We start from the raw sequence: 21911 nt of genomic DNA on the forward strand, positions 1-21911 counted from the left end.
TTAAATAATATATGGAGCAGGGTATAACATCATATACTCTGTTCCATTTTTTTATGGTACATTTAGAAGAAAGAGGTGCTACTATGAAATTTCAATGGTCATTATTATTTGGTTTGTTATTCGCTATTATTATTGCTTTATTTGCAATTTACAATGTTGATCCTGTTCCAGTCAGCTATGTCTTTGGTACATCACAATGGCCTTTAATCCTCGTTATTCTAGGCTCAGCTCTTTTAGGAGCGCTACTAAGTGGCTCTGTTGCAATTTATCGTTCTTTTATGTTATCAAGGAAAGTGAAGCACTTGGAGAAAGAGCTTGAAAAGAAGGAGGCTACGATTGGTGTTTTGCAAAATGAGGTAGTAGCTTACAAAGAAAAACCTGTAGAGTTTTTTGATGAACCGGTGACAATTAAAGATGAAAATAGAACAATCTGACGCGTGAACCTTTTGACAACTGTCAGAAGGTTTTTTATATGTAGAAAGATAAGGTAAAAATGAAGGGTGAACATATGGTTTACAGAACTTTAAAAAGTGAATATTACTACTGATTTCCGTTACAGGTGAGGGAACAAAGGCTAAGAGCGCCACCTCTCAAAGGGAAGGCAATCTAAGTTCGCCGCGTCCTGCGGCAACGATTGCATAACCCACATCCTGTTGGCCACCGCGGTGTGAGCGATGAGCTATCACCGTCGCTAGGCTCCAGTGGGAACAGCACGAGCTGAAGACCCTGGACTGAGCGTGGCGAGGGAAGCGGCTGAAGCCATGCCCACGGAAAGCGTCCGCTCGGAGCGGAAATCAACGGCTTATCTACATTTTGGGTTATTAGAGGACCATGCGCCTTTTTGCAAGGTTTTTCTTAAGAGGGTGGTATTGCTCTGATATACTGCTTTTTCACAACGTTACTACTTCATATAAGGTATAATAGATTACAAGGAAGTGAATAAAATGATTCAATCTCAAAAAAAATGGCAAGTTTCTAGGCCTAATATACAAGTAGTAGAAATGTTAGAAAAAGAGCTTTCAATTCCGAGGGTTTGTGCAAAAGTATTAGCATCAAGAGGATTTGAACTAGTGGAGGATGCAAAATCATTTTTACATACAAGTGCTGACCAACTACATAATCCATTTTTACTTCCAGGTATGGAAGTGTTAGTTGCTCGTGTGAATAAGGCTGTTGAAGCTGAAGAACGTATAATGGTCTATGGAGATTATGACGCGGACGGTATTACAAGCATTACGATCATGGTTAAAACACTAGAATCACTCGGTGCTGATGTTATCTATAAGATTCCAAATAGATTTATAGATGGCTATGGTCCAAGTGAGCGATTGTTTCAAGAAGCCTATGACGAAGGCGTGAAACTAATTATTACCGTTGATAATGGAATTTCTGGTATAAAACCGATTGAATTTGCAAAAGGTTTAGGTATGGACGTCATTGTGACAGACCATCATGAACCTGGTGAGAGTTTACCAATGGCGGATATTATTATTCATCCGAGTTTAGAAAATTCAACCTATCCGTTTCCATATTTAGCAGGGGTAGGTGTAGCTTTTAAAGTAGCCCATGCATTACTTGGGGAAATTCCTAAGGATTTCTTTTATCTAGTTGCAATCGGAACTATAGCAGATCTTGTTTCATTGACCGGAGAAAATCGCTATCTAGTCCAGCAAGGCTTAAAGCAAATGCAGCATACAGATTCTGTCGCTATTGAAGCATTAGCAAATGTAAGTGGGGTAGAGCTTCGTTCAATCGACGAAGAAACGGTTGGATTTATGTTTGGACCTCGCATTAATGCGGTAGGACGACTTGGAGAAGCTGCACCTGGTGTAGATTTATTTTTAACAGAAAATCCTACCCATGCACTTGCACTGGCTAATATGCTCCATGAAAAAAATAAAGAGCGACAAGCAATAGTTAAGCAAATTACGGATGAAGCAATGGAGCAACTAGAGCAATTTCCACCTCAGGTTGGACCAAGTGTCATTGTAGTAGGAAAGGTCGGCTGGAATCCAGGCGTGTTAGGTATTGTTGCTTCCAAACTGGTTGAAAAATACTATAGACCTGCCATTGTATTAGGATTTGATGAAGAAAAGAATATTGCTAAAGGATCCGCTCGTAGTATTGAGGGATTCCATATGTATAAAGAGATTGCCAAAAACCAAGATATTGTCCCTCACTTTGGTGGACATCCTATGGCTGCAGGTATGACGATGGCTTTGGAAAATGTAGATGAGTTTCGAGAAAGACTAAATGATCAAGCTAAATCAGGTTTAACAGAAGATCAGTTAATACCTATAGTATCTATTGATGTACCGTTAGAGATGGATGAAATATCTACGGAATCCATTGAATCGCTAAAAAAATTAGCTCCATTTGGAATGGGTTTTGCAAAACCAGTTTACTGCATTGAACATGTAGAAGTTTCAACTGTTCGTAAAATTGGCTCTGCACAAAATCATTTGAAAATGGAATTGAAACAGGGGGCTGTCCTTTTAGATGCAATTGGATTTGGAAAAGGGCAACTAGCAGACGAGATAGCTCCAACGACCAAATTATCTTTTATCGGTGATTTGCAGATCAATGAATGGAATGGACGTAAGAAACCTCAACTGATGATCCAGGATGTAAAGACGGATGAATGGCAGCTTTTTGATATTCGAGGAATCCGACAAGTGAATCGTTGGAAACCACTTATACCTTTAGAAGATACAGTGTATGTTGCTTTTAATGAAAATACCATTAAGCATTTTAGTTCTACCATCGACAACAAACTCTATTTAATGAGTGAATTGCTGGAGCAATCTATACAAACCCCATATGTAGTACTTTTAGATTTACCAGAAGATGAGCAAACTCTTATTAATCTAATGCAATCTCATTCTTGGAAACGGATATATGCACACTTCTATACGAATGAATCTTCCTATTTCGAGGGAATACCGACGAGAGATCAATTTAAATGGTATTTTTCATTCCTAGCAAAAAGAAAAACTTTTGTCTTGAACCAGCATATTAACGAATTATCTAAACATACTGGTTGGAGTCAAAATACATTTAATTTTATGTCGAAGGTGTTTTTTGAACTAAGTTTTGTTAGAATAGACAATGGGATGTTGATACTCAATGAAAGTCCAGATAAAAAGGATTTATCGGAGGCACCTTCCTACAAACATCGTGAAAAACAAATGGAACTTGAACAAAAATTATTATACGCGCCGTATGTGGAGCTGAAACAATGGTTTGAAGAGCGAATAGCAGTACAAACCGTTCCTGAGGAGGAGCAACAATGGATTTAAAGCAATATGTAACAACTGTAGAGGACTGGCCAAAGCCAGGCATTAGTTTTAAAGATATTACATCAATTATGGATAATGGAGCGGCCTATAAATACGCTACTGACCAAATTGTAGAGTATGCAAAAAAAGTGAATGCGGAAATAATTGTAGGACCTGAAGCACGTGGGTTTATCACTGGATGTCCAGTTGCTTATGCGCTTGGTGTTGGTTTTGCACCAGTTCGTAAAGAGGGAAAACTTCCTCGTGAGGTTATTCGTGCTGAGTATGGTTTAGAGTATGGTAAAGATGTTTTAACCATGCACAAAGATGCAGTTAAACCAGGACAACGTGTGTTAATCGTGGATGATTTATTAGCGACAGGTGGTACAATAGATGCTACAATTCGATTAGTAGAAGAATTGGGTGGAGTAGTTGTTGGTTGCGCCTTTTTAATAGAACTTACTTATTTAGAAGGCCGTAACAAATTAGAAAACTATGATATTTGTACATTGATGCAATATTAATCACTGTATGGCTGAATGTTTGCAGTTAGCAAGCTTATTTAGGGTGGACTTTACAAGTCCCTCTTTTTTTTATACAATATGGTTTAAATACTAATTTAGAAATATAAAACGAAATCAGGTGAGTTGGAATGGCTAAAGATCAAGTGAAGACAGCGGAAGATGTGTTTGAAACACTCTTTACATACATGAATGAAGAGCATGTGAACTTTGTTAAGAAAGCTTATGAGCTAGCAGAGCATGCACATAGAGAACAATTCCGAAATTCGGGTGAACCTTATATTCTACATCCTATTCAAGTAGCTGGTATTCTTGCTGATCTTCAAATGGATCCAGAAACCGTTTCTGCGGGCTTTTTACATGATGTCGTAGAAGATACAGAATATAGTCGTGAAGATATAGTAGAGCAATTTAACGAAGAAGTGGCTCTGTTAGTAGAGGGCGTAACGAAACTGGGTAAGATTAAATACATGTCTAAAGAAGAACAGCAAGCTGAAAATCATCGCAAAATGTTTATAGCAATGGCACAGGATATACGTATTATCCTTATTAAGCTTGCGGACCGCTTACATAATATGCGTACGTTAAAACATCTACCAGAAGAAAAGCAACGTAGAATATCCAATGAAACCTTAGAAATTTTTGCACCACTTGCGCATCGACTTGGTATTTCTGCGATCAAATGGGAGCTAGAAGATACTGCTTTACGCTACTTAAATCCTCAACAATATTATCGAATAGTTAATTTTATGAAGAAAAAACGTACAGAACGTGAATCGTATTTAAGTAATGTGATGGAAGATATACGAAAACAGTTAATTGAAATGGAAGTTGAAGCTGATATTTCTGGTCGTCCAAAGCATATTTATAGTATTTATCGTAAAATGGTCGTTCAGAACAAACAATTTAACGAAATTTATGATTTACTGGCAATGCGAATCATTGTAGATAGTATTAAAGATTGCTATGCCGTTTTAGGAGTTATTCATACGCTTTGGAAACCAATGCCTGGACGTTTTAAAGATTATATAGCTATGCCTAAACAAAATTTATATCAATCTCTGCATACGACCGTAATTGGTCCAAATGGGGATCCTTTAGAAGTTCAAATCCGCACGGAAGAAATGCATAATATTGCAGAATATGGTGTAGCTGCACACTGGGCATATAAAGAAGGAAAAAAAGTAGAAACCGATAAAAAAACGATTGATTCTCAATTGAATTGGTTTAGAGAAATACTAGAATATCAGCATGAATCCTCGAATGCAGAAGAATTTATGGAGTCTTTAAAGTTCGATTTCTTTTCCGATATGGTCTATGTTTTTACACCAAAAGGAGACGTTGTAGAACTACCCGCAAGCTCTGTTCCAATAGATTTTGCCTACCGAGTGCATTCAGAAGTGGGCAATAAAACAATTGGTGCAAAAGTGAACGGCAAAATGGTACCACTTGACACAAAATTAAAAACAGGCGATATCATTGAAATACTAACGTCCAAACAATCATTTGGTCCAAGTAGAGACTGGGTTAAAATAGCTCAATCTTCTCAAGCTAGAAATAAGATTAAACAGTTCTTTAAGAAACAGCTACGTGACGAGAACGTTATCAAAGGAAAAGAACAAGTAGAAAAAGAAATTAAATCGCAAGGCTTTGATCTAAAAGAAGTGCTAACTCCAGAAAATATAAAACGTGTGTGTGATAAATACGCATTTTCTGGTGAAGAGGATTTATATGCAGCTGTAGGCTTTAATGGCATTACTGCGCAACAAGTGGTGAATCGCTTAGCAGAAAAAATGCGTAAGATTCGTGATCAGGAAGAAGCATTAGAGAAAATAACAACTGAAATGCAAACCCCAACTGTTTACAAAACGACAGAATCAGGTGTAATCGTTAAGGGAATTGAAAATATGCTCATCCGCTTATCACGTTGTTGTAGCCCAGTTCCAGGTGATGATATAGTTGGATTTATCACAAAAGGACGTGGAGTTTCCGTCCATCGCGCAGATTGCCCAAATGTACACAACGATGACACTCATTCCCGGATTATTGAAGTAGAGTGGGTAAAATCTGACACTCCAACGAAAAAAGAGTATCAAGTTGACATAGAAGTATCTGCTTTTGATCGGTCAGGCCTATTGAATGAAGTTTTACAAGTGGTAAATGAATCTAAAACCAATATCGCTGCGGTAAGCGGTAAATCAGAAAATGATATCGCAATCATTCATTTGACAATTCTCATTTCAAATACTTCCCACTTAAATAGAGTAGCAGATCGAATAAAGCAATTACCTGATATATATTCTGTTCAACGAGTTATCAATTAAAGTGCTGTACTAAATTTTCAGCAGCCTAGTACAAAGGAGTTTACTTTTCATGAAAGTATTGTTGCAACGTTGTAAAAATGCAAGCGTGACCGTGGATGGACAAGTCACAGGAAAGATTGACAATGGCTATTTATTGTTAGTTGGAATTACTACAACTGATACTGAAAAAGAAATAAATTATCTAGTGGAGAAAGTTGTAGGTTTACGCTTATTTGAGGATGCGGAAGGCAAAATGAATCACTCAATCGAAGAAGTGCAGGGAAGTATTTTGTCGGTTTCTCAATTCACTTTATATGCCGACACGAAAAAAGGTAGAAGACCTAGCTTTACTGATGCGGCTAGACCAGACGTGGCAAAACCTTTATGGGAACTCTTCAATGAGAAACTACAAGCAAAAGGCTTACAACTAGAAACTGGCGTATTCGGTGCTATGATGGACGTCACATTTACAAACGATGGTCCAGTAACAATTATGTTAGAAGCTTAACTGCAAAAAGGTTGTATAAATTACTCAGTTAGTGAGTGATTTGTACAACCTTTTTTAAAGGGTAGATCTGTGTAATAGTTTCACTATAATCAATTAAGTGAGTAGTACGCAACTATAAGATTTAGCATAGCCTTTCGCTTGGATGATATGAGTAATCAAATTAATCTAGTGATAAAATCGAATGTTAAATTAGGGATATTATTCTGTAAGGAAGGATGAAGATAGTAGATTTCCTTTTTTACTAGTGGAAATAAGGAAAAATAGTAAGTATCTACCCAATAAAGATGCGAAATAGCGAACGAAATTGCATCATCGGGCCCGCACGATGCGGGTCAGGCAGTCGTTGCGAATGTTTTTTTATTTTGCGCAGGAGCACCACGATGTCGCGCACTTAGACTGTCATCATCTAACCTCTATGATTAGGAAAGTATCTTTTCTCTAGTTAGCCAAAAAAGCACTAACCTGTTTCTAATAGTTGTAGGAGGGGAAAGGATAGACAAACGCTATAAGATTACCGAAAAAAGGGATGCTGGTTAGGTTGTGACGTTCGTCACAACCTAACCAACATCCCTAAAAATTCAATCGGTAATAATATAGCAAAACGTCAGTCCAAAGCCCTTCAAAAACAATAGTAACAGGTCTTGAATTTAAAGAAGTTGGCGTTTTTTTCCAATTAATTCATATTGTATCAAAAATCTATTCTAATTGATCATCAAAATAATTAATAATTCCATTATATATACCATGTGTAGCTTGTTCTCGATAGTTTTGAGTAGTTACACTTCGTTCTTCGGAAGGATTACTTAAATAACCTAACTCTATTAAAATAGCATTCTGTTTATTTTCTCGTAATACCAAATAATCCCCTGGCTGAGTACCTCTATCTTTCAAGGAAATCATATTACCAAGCCCTTTATGGACATATTGAGCCAATTCCTTTTGATAACTATGCATATAATAGGTCGTGAAACCCTTTACGGAACTATTTTCGATTGCATCATAGTGCAAGCTGATGAATGCATCAGCATCAACTTGGTGTGCAATGGTTACTCGTTTACGAAGGTCTACAAACTCGTCTGATTCTCTTGTCAAAATTACATTGGCTCCTGCAGCTTGTAATTTGGATGACAGTAATTCAGAAGTAATTAATGTAATATCTTTTTCATCTGTTCCAAGAGCACCAGTTGTCCCACGGTCATTTCCACCATGGCCTGCATCGATGACAATAGTTAGCCCTTTTAAGGTACCCTTCTTACGATCGACTTTCTTTTTATCTTCCTTTTCCACTTTGCTTTTATCTTCTGATTGCTCCGTTACATTAACTGTAGTGGATGAAGAAGAAACTAACCAACTAGCTACATAAGCTGTTTGCTCATCTTCTAACATAATTTTATACCAATCATCGATCTTTTCTAATACTGAATATGAAGTACCAGCATCTGCTCTTGAAACTACTTCACTACCCGTAGTACTACCTTTGCGAAGGTTTGTACCATTATAGAGAATAGTGATAGATCCATTTGTTGTGGCAGCATCCATACTTTCAGAAGTAGTAGTAATTGAAGTGGTAGTGAAGGTGCCATAGAAGCTATACAGCCAACCTTTTTCTCCATTTTCTAGTTCTACTTGCACCCAATTATGATCAGAATCAATAACTGGAAATTGGTCCCCTTTATTAACTATTCCTATTTGTTTGGAAGTTAAATCTGCCTTTGAACGAACATTTAATGCATCGACAGATACTTCAAATACTTTTTCTGCAGGACTCGTACTTTTATTTGCGGTTTGTTCGGCCACTGTTATATAGGATTGATTGATCCATCCTTTTCTACCTTGAAAATCAATTTCAATCCAATCCTCATGTGATTTGTAGGCATTTGCAGAATCACCCTCTTGTAATTGACCTATAACTGCGGAAGAGGTAGTAGGTTCCGTTCGAACATTCAAACGATTTACTTTCGATATGATCTGCTTGTTTGTCAACTCAAGCGATTCTTTTGTTGTGTACTGACTTGCAACCCATCCGGTAGTATCACCAAACTTTACTTGAAGCCAATCGTTTTCTTTGTCGATGACGTTTAATTTGTCATCTTTTGTAACAGCACCGATCGTATCGTATGTAAGGCCCGGACCTGACCGTACTTTTAATGAACCGACAGTTACATTCACTTCATTCTCCTGCGCATTTACCGGCAAGTAAGGTAATAGTAAGCAAGCAGATAGAAAACTAATCGTCATTTTATGTAGTATTTTAGCGTTCATTGAATCACCTCTATACTCATTGTAAGTAGTCTGACCAAAAAATTCTACCTTTTCTTCAAAAGGGTTGACTTATTTGTCTTACGTCATTAAGATAAAGTATAATCAAAAACTAAAACAAACCGATGACCGAAAAAGTAGCTGACTAAAACGGATGATAAGAGAAGGAAAGACGTGGCTGAAATCTTTCCTACATACGAATTCAGTGAACAACATTCGAGAGGTTTTTTGTCGAAAGAGATTTTCTTTAGTAGGCAAAAACGGAACTGGTCGTTATCCAGAATTGAGAGGGTCAATATTTTTGACCAACTAGGGTGGAACCGCGGAAGCTTATATAAGCTCTCGTCCCTTGCTATTTATAGCAGGGGATGAGGGCTTTTTTATATGGAAATGGAAAGGGGCAATTGCCATGGATATTAAAGTACCTAGAGGAACACAAGATATTTTGCCATCAGAATCTGGTAAGTGGCAAGCAATAGAAGCACTAATTAGAGAACAATGTCGTATGTATCAGTACAAAGAAATTAGAACTCCTGTTTTTGAACATACTGAATTGTTCACTAGAAGTGTTGGAGATACGACGGATATTGTTCAAAAAGAAATGTATACATTCCAAGATAGAGGGAATCGTTCCCTTACATTACGACCAGAAGGTACTGCATCCGCGGTAAGAGCATTTGTTGAACATAAAATGTTCGGTTACGCAAATCAGCCTGTGAAGCTTTACTATATGGGACCAATGTTTCGTTATGAGCGTCAACAGGCAGGCAGGTATCGCCAATTTGTGCAATTTGGTATTGAAGCAATAGGTAGTGCTGATCCTGCAATTGATGCAGAAGTTATTTCTTTAGCAATGTCCGTCTATCAAAATGCAGGGTTGAAAAAGCTGAAGCTTGTTATTAATTCACTTGGGGATACGGAAAGTAGAGTTTCTCATAAAACAGCCTTAGTTAATCACTTTGAGCCGCATATAGAAGAATTTTGCTCGGATTGTCAAAACAGACTACAAAAAAACCCTCTACGTATATTGGACTGTAAAGTAGATCACAATCATCCGTTAATGGAAACGGCACCATCTTTAGCAGATTTTTTAAATGAAGAGTCAGCTGCTTATTTCGAAAAAGTAAAAGAATATTTAACGATTTTAAATATTCCATTCGAAATAGATCCTAATCTGGTACGTGGATTAGATTATTATAACCACACTGCATTTGAAATTATGAGTGCTGCAGAAGGCTTTGGAGCAATTACAACACTAGCAGGTGGGGGAAGATACAACGGTCTAGTAGAAGAGCTTGGTGGTCCAGATGCTCCTGGAATAGGATTTGCCATGAGTATTGAAAGACTATTGTTAGCTATTGAAGCGGAAAACAATGAATGGACTGAAAAGTCTACATTAGATGTCTATGTCATTGGACTAGGGGAAGCTGCTAAGAAAAAAGCGGTTGAACTTACGTATCAACTTAGACAACAAAAAATTACTGCAGATATGGATTATTTAGACCGTAAAATGAAAACGCAAATGAAATCAGCCGATCGTTTACAGGCAAAATATGTATTGGTGATCGGTGATGATGAATTAGAACAAGACAGTGCTATGGTAAAGGATCTAGCCACAGGTGCACAAAGCTTAGTTCCATTTAGTTCATTAGTAGATCATATTAAGACTAGTTCAACACAGTTGGGGGCAGAAGAATAATGAGTAGAACACATACGAGTGGACAATTAAATGAACAACAAATCGGTGAATCAGTCCAATTAATCGGATGGGTACAAAAGCGTAGAGATTTAGGTGGATTAATATTTGTTGATGTACGTGATCGCACAGGGCTTGTGCAAGTAGTTTTCAATCCTGAAATTTCCGAGCAAGCTATTCAAATTGCAGATAAACTACGCAATGAATACATCGTTGAAATAAAAGGTACGGTAGTTGCACGTGCTGCAAACCAAGTAAACAAAAATATTTCCTCTGGAGCAATTGAAGTACATGCTACAGAAGCGCTCATTATTAACGAAGCTAAAAATCCTCCTTTTGCAATTGAAAACCAAACAGATGCTGGGGAAGATATTCGTTTAAAATATCGCTATCTAGATTTAAGAAGACCAGTAATGTATGACACATTTAAAATGCGTTCAGATATTACGAAAACAGTCAGACGCTTCTTAGATGATGAAGGATTCTTGGAAGTGGAAACGCCTATTTTGACTAAATCTACTCCAGAAGGAGCACGAGACTATTTAGTGCCAAGTCGAGTCCATGATGGAGAATTTTATGCACTTCCTCAATCCCCACAGTTGTTTAAACAACTACTAATGGTCGGTGGATTTGAAAAATACTATCAAATTGCTCGATGCTTCCGCGATGAAGATTTACGTGCAGATCGTCAACCAGAATTCACTCAAATCGATATGGAAATGAGTTTCCTATCGATGGATGAAATTTTGGAAATGAACGAGCGTATGATGAAAAAGATTATGAAGGATGTGAAAGGAATAGACGTTACGACTCCTTTCAATCGTATGAATTATGATGAAGCGATGAATCGCTTTGGATCAGATAAGCCGGATGTTCGTTTCGGACTAGAACTGGTTGATCTTTCGGAGTTAGTGAAAGATAGTTCATTTAAAGTTTTCACTTCCGCTATAGAAACTGGTGGGCAAGTAAAAGCGATTAATGTCAAAGGTGCGGCAGCTAATTATTCACGTAAGGATATAGATGCTCTCGGAGAATTTGCAGGTGTTTATGGTGCCAAAGGGCTTGCTTGGTTGAAAGTGGAAGAGGAAGGCTTGAAAGGTCCGATTGCTAAATTCTTCGAGGGAGAAGAAGCTACAAGCCTTATTCAAACATTAGAAGCAACAGCTGGAGATTTATTATTATTTGTTGCTGATAAAACATCTGTTGTGGCAGATGCATTAGGTGCATTACGTTTAAAACTTGGGAAAGAACTTGATTTAATTGATGAATCTCGCTTTGAATTCTTATGGGTAGTTAACTGGCCATTATTTGAATATGATGAAAAAGAAGGTCGTTACTACGCAGCTCATCACCCGTTTACAAGACCTTTTGATGAAGACCTTGCATTAATGGATACTGAACCAAGTAAAGTACGCGCGCAAGCTTATGACTTAGTGTTAAATGGTTATGAATTGGGCGGAGGTTCTCTACGTATTTATTCTAGAGAAGTGCAAGAAAAAATGTTCGAGATCCTTGGATTTTCGGATGAAGAAGCGAAAGCTCAATTTGGTTTCCTAATGGAAGCTTTTGAATATGGAACACCTCCACATGGCGGAGTTGCATTTGGACTAGATAGATTAGTAATGCTTCTTACAGGTAGTACGAATCTTCGTGATACGATTGCATTCCCGAAAACAGCAAGTGCAAGTGATTTGTTAACTTCTGCACCAAGCCCAGTGTCAGAGGCTCAATTAGATGAGCTAAGCTTGAGCTTAAAATTGAAAAGTAAGTAATTATAACGAAGGATTTGTCATGACATTAGTCATGATGAATCCTTTTTTTGATTAAAGATTTTCTTGACCCTAAACTCTCTTACAAAGTAAAATCTATCTAATGATACTGTAGATTTCCGTTACAGGTGGACGCGTTCCGTGGGGTGAGCGATGAGCTATCACCGGTCGCTACGCGTCGCTGTGATATCTCATCTGTCTCACTCATCCCACCGGAGTCGCCCCCTTAAACTACAATCAAAAAGGGAGTAGTACCCAACAATAAGATTTTGCAGAGCATATCGCTAAGAAGAAATAATTATTGAGAGTTAATGAAGATATAATATCGAGCTAAAATCGTTTGGTGTCAACCTTATTACTAAAGGAAACTGAAGCTATACCTATGAGAGCACCCGTCATAGCCAACATTTACAGTGTTTCTAAGGTTCCTCTTCTTGTAAAGAAATCCCCTATAATATATATTTTTTTCATTTAAAAACATGAATATTTACAAGACTTCATTATTTATATTCATCTTGATGAAAATCGACTTTGTTGATTGGCGTGGAAGCGGCGACTCCAGCGGGAACAGTGCGAGCTGAAAGCCCCGCAGGAACGTTTGAAATGGACAAAGGCTAAGAGCGCCACATCATGTGGCAACGCCTTCGTGACCAACATCCTGTTGGCCCGAGGAGATTGAAGCCGTGCCCGCAAAGCGTCCGCCTGGAGCAGAAATCAACGAACTTCAGTTTCCACTACCTAATATGCTTTTATAAACTTATTTACGCTGAGACAAATATAAAATTTATGCCATACATATAATTTTAACAGTACATATTCTTTTATCAAAGAGGGGTAGAAGCTACTGATTATTGAAAAAGCACTATTATTTATTATCATACTAAGATTACTTTCGGGAAGCATTGAATTATCGGCCGCTATGCTTATGATTAAATTTAATGATTTGGAAAAAGCTTTATATATTAACTCCTTACTTGCTTTAGTAGGTCCAGTTGTTTTAATAGTAACAACCGGAATAGGTTTAAGCGGCCTCTCTGAAAAGATTTCCTTAACAAGAATGGTTTGCTTATTTGTGGGTATATTACTCATTCTTTATAGTTTAAAATCAAAGTGAACATATAAAATGGACTGGTTAGCATATAGCTTTCCAGTCCATTTTGGTTATACTTAATGATTTTGTCCCTCAATATCTTCTACCTTGATAAGTTTCATGGCAAGAAAAAAGAGGGCAATGCCGATTATGCCAGCGACTATATAGCTAATATTAAGGTGATTTTTCATGACTAGTGACATGATTGGCGGTCCAGCTGCAACTCCGATGAACCTTGCAGAACTATAAAAAGAAGAGATAGTGCCTCGCTCTTCTTTATTTATATTTTCCGTAATCAGAGCATCTAAAACTGGCAGCAAAGCACCTATAGCTATTCCCATGACACTCGTGATAACTAATAAGAGAATTAGTTTTTCTTTTGTAAATCCTATAAATACTACACTTATAGACATAACTATTAGGCAAATCATCGTCATTTTTTTCATAGTGGAAACATTTCCTTTAATATTTCGACCAGTTATAAATGAAGCGATACAAAGCATAAGTAGTGGAATGGCTAACACAAATCCTTTTTTTATTCCTTGTATATTATGCGTTTTTTCCAGCATTTCGGATAAGAAAAACAAAACACTAAATAATAGAAGCATAACAAATGCGCCATTTATAAAGACTGTTAAAAGCCATTTCCCTTCTTTTTTAACTGTCTTTTTTGTGTTACTCAAAAAGTCTTTGAATTTTATGGGTTCATCTTTCTCTTTCGGTACTTTTACAAAGAAAAATATCATTACGATGGAAATTAAACTGAAAATTGATATAGAAAAAAAGGGTAAAAACCATAAAACTGCTGCTAAAATAGATCCAAGAATAGGGCTTAAAACCTTACCAAAAGTATTGGAGGTTTCGATAATACCGAGACAGGAACTGGTTTTTTCATCGTCATCCTTATATAAATCTCCAACAAGTGGCAATACTATTGGCATGGCACCAGCCGCTCCTATACCTTGAAGGATTCTACCAATAATTATCCAAAAAAAAGGATCGGCTATCTTCCATGAGGCAAAACCGGCGACAATTCCTCCTAGTAGCGCAAGTATCAGGCTTGGTAAAATAACAATCTTTCTTCCGAAACGATCGGAAAGGTAACCCGCCACTGGTATAAGGAAAATAGCTGCAATGGAATAACTAGTAATAATCATACTCGATTGAAATGAACTGATCCCTACCTTTTTTTCTAAAATAGGCAAAATAGGAATTAGCATAGAATTACCAAGTGTCATGACGAGTGGAATAGAGGCCATGCTTATAACACACCAAATACTAACATTGTCCGCTTGATTGTTATTCTTCATCATTTGCACACCTCAACTAATGATCTTTAAGGTATGTTTTCCTTCGAGCATTACAATATACGTACAGAGACTTTTAAAACAAGGCTTGAAAAGCTTGCATGCCAAAATAAATGCCGAAACCAATCATACATAAAGAAGAAATAAATGAAATGGCTTTTAATACTGAGGTGGATAGAAAATTTCGTGATCTACTTGATGAAAAGGCCATGATAAAATCTACCAGTCCAATACCAAGTAATATAGCCATGCTGATGATAATGGTTTCAATACCAGAGATTTCACCGCCACCACTCACTAAAATGGATCCGTAAATACCAAGCCAAAATAGAATGGTTAATGGATTTAAAAAAGCCATTAGTAAACCAGCTAAAATAGAGTGACGTAAACGAACAATTTTTCGGAATTTGGGGTCCATAGAAATATTGTTTAACGTCAATAAATTTTCAATTCCTGTATACATAAGGACAAAAAAACCAAAACACCACAAAAATATTCGCATATATGGAGAATCGATAAATTGACCTACTCCAAAGTAAACCATTAGCATATAAATTATATCTGTTACTATTGCCCCTAGTCCAAAAAACCATGCGTGGAAAAAACCATTTTTTATTCCGGTGTTTAGCAGTGTCGCTTTTACAGGGCCAATCGGTGCTGCCAAGGATATCCCTAACAAGAAATATGTACTTAAGGAATTCATTCATGTCCTCCATTTTTGTTATATGATGCATCATATTCATGATGGACTAACCTTACAACTTAAGGAGCTAAATATTATGAAAGATAAGCGAAAATCAAATAATTCCATTTACCTATTATTCAGAATAGTTAGTTAAGTCTATGGCGAAATGATTGAATTTATATAATCCATGTGCTATTATACAACTAACACGAATCCTGATGTGTTCGCAATTTGCCAATCAGTTTTGACCGAACAATTATATCGTCGGGAGTCTAACTTTTATTATGAATGACATGCCCTTAACCGGGACGCCAGGATTAGTAAAGAGGACACCCACCTGCGTCTTGCGGGTTCAAAACGATACGCTCTATTTGTCGGCACGATTGGGATTCGTATCATTTGTTCCATATCCTCTGGCGTATTTGCTGGAGGTTTTTTCTTGGGGTTTAATCCTACTAATCTGATTTAAATGGAGTGTTTTTTATGTTACATCAATTTTCTAGAAATGAACTTGCAGTAGGTAAACAGGGTGTAGAATTACTGAAGGATACGACAGTCGCCATCTTAGGTGTTGGTGGAGTAGGTTCATTCGCCGCGGAAGCATGTGCGCGAAGTGGTGTGGGACGAATTATTTTAGTAGATAAAGACAATGTAGATATTACTAATATTAACCGTCAATTAGTAGCATACATATCAACGATTGGCCGATCTAAATCAGAAGTGATGAAAGAACGAATTGCGGACATTAATCCGGAGTGTGAAGTGATCGACATGCATATGTTTTATACGGAAGAAACTTATGAGCAATTTTTTGCGATGAATATAGATTATGTCATTGATGCTTCCGATACAATTATCTATAAAATTCACTTAATGAAAGAATGTTTAAAACGTAATATTAAAATTATTTCTAGTATGGGTGCTGCAAATAAAACGGATCCAACTCGATTTAAAATTGTAGATATTTCTAAAACACATACCGATCCGATTGCGAGAGTAATACGTAAAAAGTTACGCAAGGAAGACCGTATAACGAAAGGAATTCCAGTTGTATTTTCAGATGAGAATCCTATTGTAGTTAGAGAAGATGTAGTTGGAACCGTCGGGAAACCAGAAGCTACCATTAGAAAAGCAAAAATGCCCCCTTCATCTAATGCATTTGTACCGTCTACAGTTGGATTAATATGTGCTAGTTGGGTAATAAATGATATTACAAGAGAAATTCCGCTTGAACGGGTAAAGTAATTGCTTGAAGTTTTTTCCTGATGATTTATACTAAATCTATATATAAAGGAGGGAAATACGATGACTGAAACAAATAATCAAGAAGAACCTAAAAAGAAAATGACGCTTCAAGAAGCTGTTAAGCAAAAACTTGAAGATAAAAAGAATCAAGCAGCAGGTGGCAAAACTTCCCTTAATGGTACTGCCGGAAGTCAAAAAATGAAAAGTCAACAGACTAAAAAAGTAAGTAACACAAGACGCAAGATGGGTGTTTAATCCATAAATAATCCAGTCCCTTTTCTAAGGGGGCTGGATTTTTTTAATGATTAAAGTATATAAAATTGGACTTAAAAGATTGAGTATTACTACTGATTTCCGTTTCAGTGGAGTACAAAGGCTAAGAGAGCCACGTCGTGTGGCAACGCCTTTGTGACCAACATCCTGTTGGCCTCCGTGGCAAGGCTTCAATCTCCTCGTCACTACGAAAACATATGCTCCTGCGGGGCTTTCAGCTCGTGCACCTGACGCTTCGCTATCGGGGCAGAAAACATTTGCTGTTCCCACAGGAGTCGTCACCTTACACTCCAATCAATATAATGTGTAATACTCCCTTCGAAGATATAGCGTAGCCTATCGCTTAGATTATAAGATTGAACAAATTTTAGAGAGTTATAAAGTTATATTAATCGCCTTTTAAATTAGTAATACAATTCTCTAATGAAGGATGAAGAAAGTAGATTTTCTTTTACACTTGTGGAAATAAAGGGAAATAGAAAGTGTTACCTAAATAAAGAAGCAAAAGAGCGAACGAAATTGCATCTTCGAGAGCTTCCTCTATGAATAAGGAAGTATCTTTTCTCTAGTTAACAAAAAATGCACTAAACTGTTTCTAAGAGTTTTACGAGGGTGACGGATAGACAAATGCCATAAAATTACCGGAAAAAAGGGATACTTGGTTGGTTGTGATGGACGTCACGACCAACCAAGTATCCCTAGACGTTGCTCGGTAATCATATAGCAAACTGTCTGTCCAAAGCCCATCGTAAACAGTAGAAACAGGTTTTGACTTTATAGGTTTCTTTTTATTTTTCTTTTTTAAAATTCTCTAGTCGTTTATAAATAGCAGCTAATCTTTTTTCTTCTCCAGCTTCAACCGGTTTATAAAACGTACTACCTACTAAATTATCTGGTAGGTAGGTTTGATTGACCCAACCTCCGAAAGTACCGATTTTATGGTCATGTGGATAAATATATCCAACATGACCTAAATCGGCAGCTCCTGCATAATGCGTATCCTTTAAATGACTTGGAATATCGCCAGTTTTTCCTTGATGAATACTTCCAATAGCAGCATCTAATGCCGAATAGGCAGAATTGGACTTCTCCGACAAACACATAAGTACAACTGCATTGGCTAAGGGGATTCTTGCTTCTGGTAATCCTAAACGTTCAGCAGATTGAATAGCGGCTAACACTTGTGGTCCAACGGCTGGGTTAGCAAGTCCAATATCTTCATAGCTCATCACCAGTAATCGTCTCGATACAGCTACTAAATCTCCATTTTCTAAAAGATGTGCCAAGTAATAGAGAGCAGCATCCGTATCGCTTCCACGAACAGATTTCTGTAGGGCTGAAAGTAAGTTGTAAAAATGAGAGCCTTTTTTATCTCCGAAAACACCAACCCGATCTACCAAACTATTTAAGGTGGAATCCTCTACAACAGTTACTCCGTTTTCTTCAAAACTAGCGAAAATAGTAGATTCTAACAAGGTTAAAGCTTTCCTAGCATCCCCATTAGCAGCATCTGCCATTAGTTTTCTTTGTTGTTCCGTAATTTGAATGTTCAATTGACCAAGGCCTTTTATTTTATCGTCCAAGGCTCTTATTAAAAGTAAATCTATATCATCCGTTGTAAGTCTTTTGAGTTGTTTAATCTCTCCACAACGTGATCTTATTGCTGGATTTACATCATGAAAGGGATTTTCTGTTGTTGCACCGATTAGAATAATCGATCCATTCTCTACGTGAGGAAGCAGTGTATCTTGCTGTAGCTTGTTGAAGCGATGAATTTCGTCTAGAAATAAAATAACTTTTCCACTAATACGAGCATCTGCTACTACATCTTCCACATCTTTTTTACCAGCTTTTGTAGCATTCAGTGCAACGAAGGGTAGCTTTGTCGTACCTGCAATGGCAAAAGCAAGAGATGTTTTGCCAACTCCTGGATCACCGTATAGAAGCATAGAGGGTACATGTCCGTTTTTTATCATTTTATATAAAGCAGTGTTTTCTCCGATCACATGCTCTTGTCCAGCGAGTTCATCAATCGTTTGAGGTCTCATCCGATATGCTAAAGGTTCATTTTGCAAAATGATCTCTCCTTTTTCGTACGTTTGTTCTTTTATTATATAGAAGATTGTCTAAAAAGTCATTTTGAAGTCGATATAGTGAGTAATTATGCTATACTAGTGAAAGAATTTTTTTAATCATATGAGGTGAATTATAGTGAAATTTTCAACTAAGGGAAGATACGGTTTAACGATAATAGTAGCTCTGGGGAAGCAATACGGGGAAGGTCCAATTGCACTAAGACAAATTGCTGCTGAATATAATTTGTCTGAAGCATATTTAGAGCAGATTGTATCACCTCTTAGAAATGCAGGACTTGTGAAGAGTGTAAGAGGGGCATATGGTGGATATATGCTATCAAAAACACCTAATGAAATTACTGCAGGAGATGTTATTCGAGTTCTAGAGGGTCCGATTCAAATCGTTGAGGGTATTGAAGAGGAAGCTCCCCCACAGCGTGAATTATGGATGCGTATAAGAGACGCCGTAAAAAGTGTACTAGACACAACTACGATTGAAGACTTAGCAAAATATACTGAAGAAGATCCAGATAACCCTGGATATATGTTTTATATATAAGGAGTTTAATATGACTAGAATATATTTGGATCATGCTGCCACAACACCAATGGCTGAAGAGGTAATTCAAGTCTATACAGCTGAAATGAAGGAAGAGTTTGGAAATCCATCTAGCATACATCAAACGGGTAGAAAAGCAAGAAAAAAAGTAGATGATGCTAGAACCATTTTAGCTAAAAGTATTGGAGCCCATGAAACGGAAATTACAATTACTAGCGGAGGAACGGAAGCAGATAATTACGCTATTTTTGGAACTGCTTACGCTAGGAAGAACGAAGGTAAGCACATAATTACAACTCAAATTGAACATCATGCTGTGCTTCACGCATGTGAGCAGCTTGAAAAAGATGGTTTTGACGTAACTTATCTTCCAGTAGACAAAAATGGATTGGTCAGTATCAATGACTTGAATAATTCGCTAAGAGAAGATACTATTTTAGTTTCCATTATGTTTGCAAACAATGAGGTTGGTATTATTCAACCTATCGAGGAAATTGGAGAGTTATTGAAGGATCATCCAGCTTATTTCCATACAGATGCTGTACAAGCATATGGTAGTTTATCAATAGATGTTCGGACGGCTCATATCGACTTACTAAGTGTTTCCAGTCATAAGATAAATGGACCTAAAGGGATCGGCTTTTTATATCAACGAAAAGGTGTTTTTCTTAAACCGATTTTTTACGGAGGACAGCAAGAGCGAAAAAAACGAGCAGGTACAGAAAATGTGCCGGCTATTGTTGCATTTGCAAAGGCAGTCCAACTGAAACAGATTGCTATTACAGAGGGCATTCTAACTTATAGTCAATTAAAGCAAGTTTTTCTGTCCGAATTGGAGCGACTACATGTTCCTTTTAAAGTTAATGGCACCCAGGAATCCGTACTTCCACATGTGTTAAATATTAGTATTCCCAAGACAGATGTGGAAACTTTTCTAGTGCAATTAGATTTAGCGGGTATTGACGCATCTAGTGGATCTGCTTGTACTGCCGGTTCGATTGATCCGTCTCATGTACTAGTAGCAATGTATGGTGAAAATACACCAGAGCTGCGCAATTCAGTTCGTTTTAGCTTTGGCCTGTACAATACAAAAGAACAAGTGATGGAAGCTGCACAAAAAATAAGCAACATAGTATTATAGTTCAAACTCAACTAAAGGTTTAACTTCATTTTGTTTGAGTTTGAATACTACAATGAAGGCTAAGATTTTAGCGAAAAGAGTGAATACGATGAAAAAAATAGAAGATACAAGAGTAGTTGTTGGAATGTCCGGAGGAGTAGACTCTTCCGTTGCGGCATATCTACTGAAAGAACAAGGCTATGATGTAATCGGCATCTTCATGAAAAACTGGGATGACACCGATGAATTTGGTATGTGTACTGCTACTGAAGATTATGAAGACGTGATAAAAGTTTGTAACCAAATAGGTATTCCTTATTATGCCGTAAACTTTGAAAAGCAATATTGGGATAAAGTTTTCACTTACTTTTTAGAAGAATATAAAGCAGGACGAACTCCTAATCCAGATGTCATGTGTAATAAAGAAATTAAATTTAAAGCCTTCTTAGAGCATGCATTAGCATTAGGAGCAGATTATTTAGCAACTGGTCACTATGCACAAGTAGAAGTTCATGAAGGACAAACTCGTATGCTACGTGGAAGAGACAATAATAAAGACCAAACGTATTTCTTAAATCAATTAAATCAAGAACAATTAGAAAAAGTAATGTTCCCAATTGGCCATTTAGAAAAGAAAAAAGTGCGTGAAATTGCATTAGAGAAAGGACTTGCTACAGCAACGAAAAAGGATTCCACAGGTATCTGTTTCATTGGAGAAAGAAACTTCAAGGAATTTTTGAGCCAATATCTACCTGCACAACAAGGTGCCATGGAAACAATGGATGGCAAAGTAATGGGACAGCATGATGGGTTGATGTACTATACAATTGGTCAACGTCATGGTCTAGGAATCGGTGGTTCAGGTGATCCTTGGTTCGTAATGGGGAAAGATTTGGACAGAAATGTACTTCTAGTTGGGCAAAACATTAATAATGATGCACTCTTTTCAACTAGCTTAACTGCAACTGATTTATCTTTTACAACGACATTAGAAAAGCCGCAATCATTCCAAGCAACAGCGAAGTTCCGTTATCGCCAAGAGGATATAGGTGTACTGGTGGAGTTGATAGATAATAATCGAGTGAGAGTTATATTTGATGAACCAGTTCGTGCTATTACACCAGGACAAGCCGTTGTTTTCTACCAAGGAGATGAATGTCTAGGTGGAGCTACAATTGATGAAGTATTCAAAGATGGCCTTAAACTGGATTATGTTGGATAAC

Annotated in this window: 17 protein-coding genes, 1 other RNA gene and 1 other annotated feature; of the genes, 14 read left to right on the forward strand and 4 right to left on the reverse strand. The window is 37.2% G+C overall.

All coding sequences use genetic code 11. From position 1 onward, the window contains the following. Nucleotides 1-83 precede the first annotated feature (83 nt). The 5 genes from LDK52_RS03115 (at nucleotide 84) to dtd (ending at nucleotide 6610) form a co-directional block, all read left to right on the forward strand. Nucleotides 84-434: a LapA family protein gene (locus LDK52_RS03115; protein ID WP_277584492.1), complete on the forward strand. Its 351-nt coding sequence runs from the start codon at nucleotides 84-86 to the stop codon at nucleotides 432-434. 510 nt (nucleotides 435-944) lie between these two features. Then, on the forward strand, nucleotides 945-3299 hold the full coding sequence (gene recJ / locus LDK52_RS03120) for a single-stranded-DNA-specific exonuclease RecJ (RefSeq protein WP_277584493.1): 2355 nt from the start codon (nucleotides 945-947) through the stop codon (nucleotides 3297-3299). After that, a complete protein-coding gene (locus tag LDK52_RS03125) occupies nucleotides 3290-3802 on the forward strand; it encodes an adenine phosphoribosyltransferase (RefSeq protein ID WP_277584494.1) in 513 nt (170 codons plus the stop codon). Before recJ ends, LDK52_RS03125 begins: the two co-directional genes overlap by 10 nt. A gap of 128 nt (nucleotides 3803-3930) precedes the next feature. Continuing rightward, nucleotides 3931-6123, forward strand: a complete 2193-nt coding sequence (locus LDK52_RS03130; protein WP_277584495.1) for a RelA/SpoT family protein — start codon at nucleotides 3931-3933, stop codon at nucleotides 6121-6123. Nucleotides 6124-6172: 49 nt separating this feature from the next. Then, nucleotides 6173-6610, forward strand: a complete 438-nt coding sequence (dtd, locus tag LDK52_RS03135) for a D-aminoacyl-tRNA deacylase (protein WP_277584496.1) — start codon at nucleotides 6173-6175, stop codon at nucleotides 6608-6610. Between the two features lie 696 nt (nucleotides 6611-7306). On the opposite strand, the gene LDK52_RS03140 is transcribed toward dtd, so the two are convergent. Further along, nucleotides 7307-8872, reverse strand: coding sequence for an N-acetylmuramoyl-L-alanine amidase family protein (locus LDK52_RS03140; RefSeq protein ID WP_277584497.1), 1566 nt, complete (start codon nucleotides 8870-8872; stop codon nucleotides 7307-7309). Between the two features lie 113 nt (nucleotides 8873-8985). Further along, nucleotides 8986-9222, forward strand: a binding site (T-box leader). 56 nt (nucleotides 9223-9278) lie between these two features. Here LDK52_RS03140 and hisS point away from each other — a divergent pair. The 3 genes from hisS to LDK52_RS03155 all read left to right on the forward strand — a co-directional run bounded on the left by hisS (nucleotide 9279) and on the right by LDK52_RS03155 (nucleotide 13448). Further along, the gene (gene hisS, locus LDK52_RS03145) at nucleotides 9279-10568 is read left to right on the forward strand and encodes a histidine--tRNA ligase (protein ID WP_277584498.1); all 1290 of its coding nucleotides are present in this window, start codon (nucleotides 9279-9281) and stop codon (nucleotides 10566-10568) included. Beyond that, nucleotides 10565-12337: an aspartate--tRNA ligase gene (aspS, locus tag LDK52_RS03150; protein WP_277584545.1), complete on the forward strand. Its 1773-nt coding sequence runs from the start codon at nucleotides 10565-10567 to the stop codon at nucleotides 12335-12337. The genes hisS and aspS overlap by 4 nt, the downstream gene beginning before the upstream one ends. An 844-nt stretch (nucleotides 12338-13181) precedes the next feature. After that, the gene (locus LDK52_RS03155; protein ID WP_277584546.1) at nucleotides 13182-13448 is read left to right on the forward strand and encodes a YqhV family protein; all 267 of its coding nucleotides are present in this window, start codon (nucleotides 13182-13184) and stop codon (nucleotides 13446-13448) included. A gap of 53 nt (nucleotides 13449-13501) precedes the next feature. On the opposite strand, the gene LDK52_RS03160 is transcribed toward LDK52_RS03155, so the two are convergent. Continuing rightward, nucleotides 13502-14737, reverse strand: coding sequence for an MFS transporter (locus tag LDK52_RS03160; protein WP_277584499.1), 1236 nt, complete (start codon nucleotides 14735-14737; stop codon nucleotides 13502-13504). 70 nt (nucleotides 14738-14807) lie between these two features. Further along, a complete protein-coding gene (locus LDK52_RS03165; protein ID WP_277584500.1) occupies nucleotides 14808-15434 on the reverse strand; it encodes a LysE family transporter in 627 nt (208 codons plus the stop codon). Between the two features lie 191 nt (nucleotides 15435-15625). Between LDK52_RS03165 and ssrS the strand changes: the two genes are divergently transcribed. From ssrS to LDK52_RS03180, 3 genes are all read left to right on the forward strand, one after another. Beyond that, nucleotides 15626-15810: non-coding RNA, 6S RNA (gene ssrS, locus LDK52_RS03170), on the forward strand. An 89-nt stretch (nucleotides 15811-15899) separates the two neighbouring features. Beyond that, nucleotides 15900-16661 (forward strand): tRNA threonylcarbamoyladenosine dehydratase, encoded by a 762-nt coding sequence (locus LDK52_RS03175; RefSeq protein WP_277584501.1) that lies wholly within the window; start codon nucleotides 15900-15902, stop codon nucleotides 16659-16661. Nucleotides 16662-16721: 60 nt separating this feature from the next. Beyond that, nucleotides 16722-16916 (forward strand): hypothetical protein, encoded by a 195-nt coding sequence (locus LDK52_RS03180; RefSeq protein WP_277584502.1) that lies wholly within the window; start codon nucleotides 16722-16724, stop codon nucleotides 16914-16916. Between the two features lie 806 nt (nucleotides 16917-17722). Here the strand turns inward: LDK52_RS03180 and LDK52_RS03185 are convergent. Further along, nucleotides 17723-19009: a replication-associated recombination protein A gene (locus LDK52_RS03185; RefSeq protein ID WP_277584503.1), complete on the reverse strand. Its 1287-nt coding sequence runs from the start codon at nucleotides 19007-19009 to the stop codon at nucleotides 17723-17725. Nucleotides 19010-19145: 136 nt separating this feature from the next. Here LDK52_RS03185 and cymR point away from each other — a divergent pair, with 136 nt between their 5' ends. From cymR to mnmA, 3 genes are all read left to right on the forward strand, one after another. Further along, a complete protein-coding gene (cymR, locus tag LDK52_RS03190) occupies nucleotides 19146-19568 on the forward strand; it encodes a cysteine metabolism transcriptional regulator CymR (protein ID WP_277584504.1) in 423 nt (140 codons plus the stop codon). 10 nt (nucleotides 19569-19578) lie between these two features. After that, entirely contained in the window at nucleotides 19579-20709 is a 1131-nt protein-coding gene (locus LDK52_RS03195; RefSeq protein WP_277584505.1) for a cysteine desulfurase family protein, read from the forward strand. Between the two features lie 88 nt (nucleotides 20710-20797). Continuing rightward, on the forward strand, nucleotides 20798-21910 hold the full coding sequence (mnmA, locus tag LDK52_RS03200) for a tRNA 2-thiouridine(34) synthase MnmA (protein WP_277584506.1): 1113 nt from the start codon (nucleotides 20798-20800) through the stop codon (nucleotides 21908-21910). Nucleotide 21911 lies beyond the last annotated feature (1 nt).

Source organism: Psychrobacillus antarcticus, assembly GCF_029533155.1.
Lineage (GTDB): Bacteria > Bacillota > Bacilli > Bacillales_A > Planococcaceae > Psychrobacillus > Psychrobacillus antarcticus.

Bases quoted from the DNA above. Each gene is read 5' to 3' on its own strand.
- LDK52_RS03115 (WP_277584492.1), top strand. From the start codon at position 84: ATGAAATTTCAATGGTCATTATTATTTGGTTTGTTATTCGCTATTATT.
- recJ (WP_277584493.1), top strand. From the start codon at position 945: ATGATTCAATCTCAAAAAAAATGGCAAGTTTCTAGGCCTAATATACAA.
- LDK52_RS03125 (WP_277584494.1), top strand. From the start codon at position 3,290: ATGGATTTAAAGCAATATGTAACAACTGTAGAGGACTGGCCAAAGCCA.
- LDK52_RS03130 (WP_277584495.1), top strand. From the start codon at position 3,931: ATGGCTAAAGATCAAGTGAAGACAGCGGAAGATGTGTTTGAAACACTC.
- dtd (WP_277584496.1), top strand. From the start codon at position 6,173: ATGAAAGTATTGTTGCAACGTTGTAAAAATGCAAGCGTGACCGTGGAT.
- LDK52_RS03140 (WP_277584497.1), bottom strand. From the start codon at position 8,872: ATGAACGCTAAAATACTACATAAAATGACGATTAGTTTTCTATCTGCT.
- hisS (WP_277584498.1), top strand. From the start codon at position 9,279: ATGGATATTAAAGTACCTAGAGGAACACAAGATATTTTGCCATCAGAA.
- LDK52_RS03160 (WP_277584499.1), bottom strand. From the start codon at position 14,737: ATGATGAAGAATAACAATCAAGCGGACAATGTTAGTATTTGGTGTGTT.
- LDK52_RS03165 (WP_277584500.1), bottom strand. From the start codon at position 15,434: ATGAATTCCTTAAGTACATATTTCTTGTTAGGGATATCCTTGGCAGCA.
- LDK52_RS03175 (WP_277584501.1), top strand. From the start codon at position 15,900: ATGTTACATCAATTTTCTAGAAATGAACTTGCAGTAGGTAAACAGGGT.
- LDK52_RS03180 (WP_277584502.1), top strand. From the start codon at position 16,722: ATGACTGAAACAAATAATCAAGAAGAACCTAAAAAGAAAATGACGCTT.
- LDK52_RS03195 (WP_277584505.1), top strand. From the start codon at position 19,579: ATGACTAGAATATATTTGGATCATGCTGCCACAACACCAATGGCTGAA.
- mnmA (WP_277584506.1), top strand. From the start codon at position 20,798: ATGAAAAAAATAGAAGATACAAGAGTAGTTGTTGGAATGTCCGGAGGA.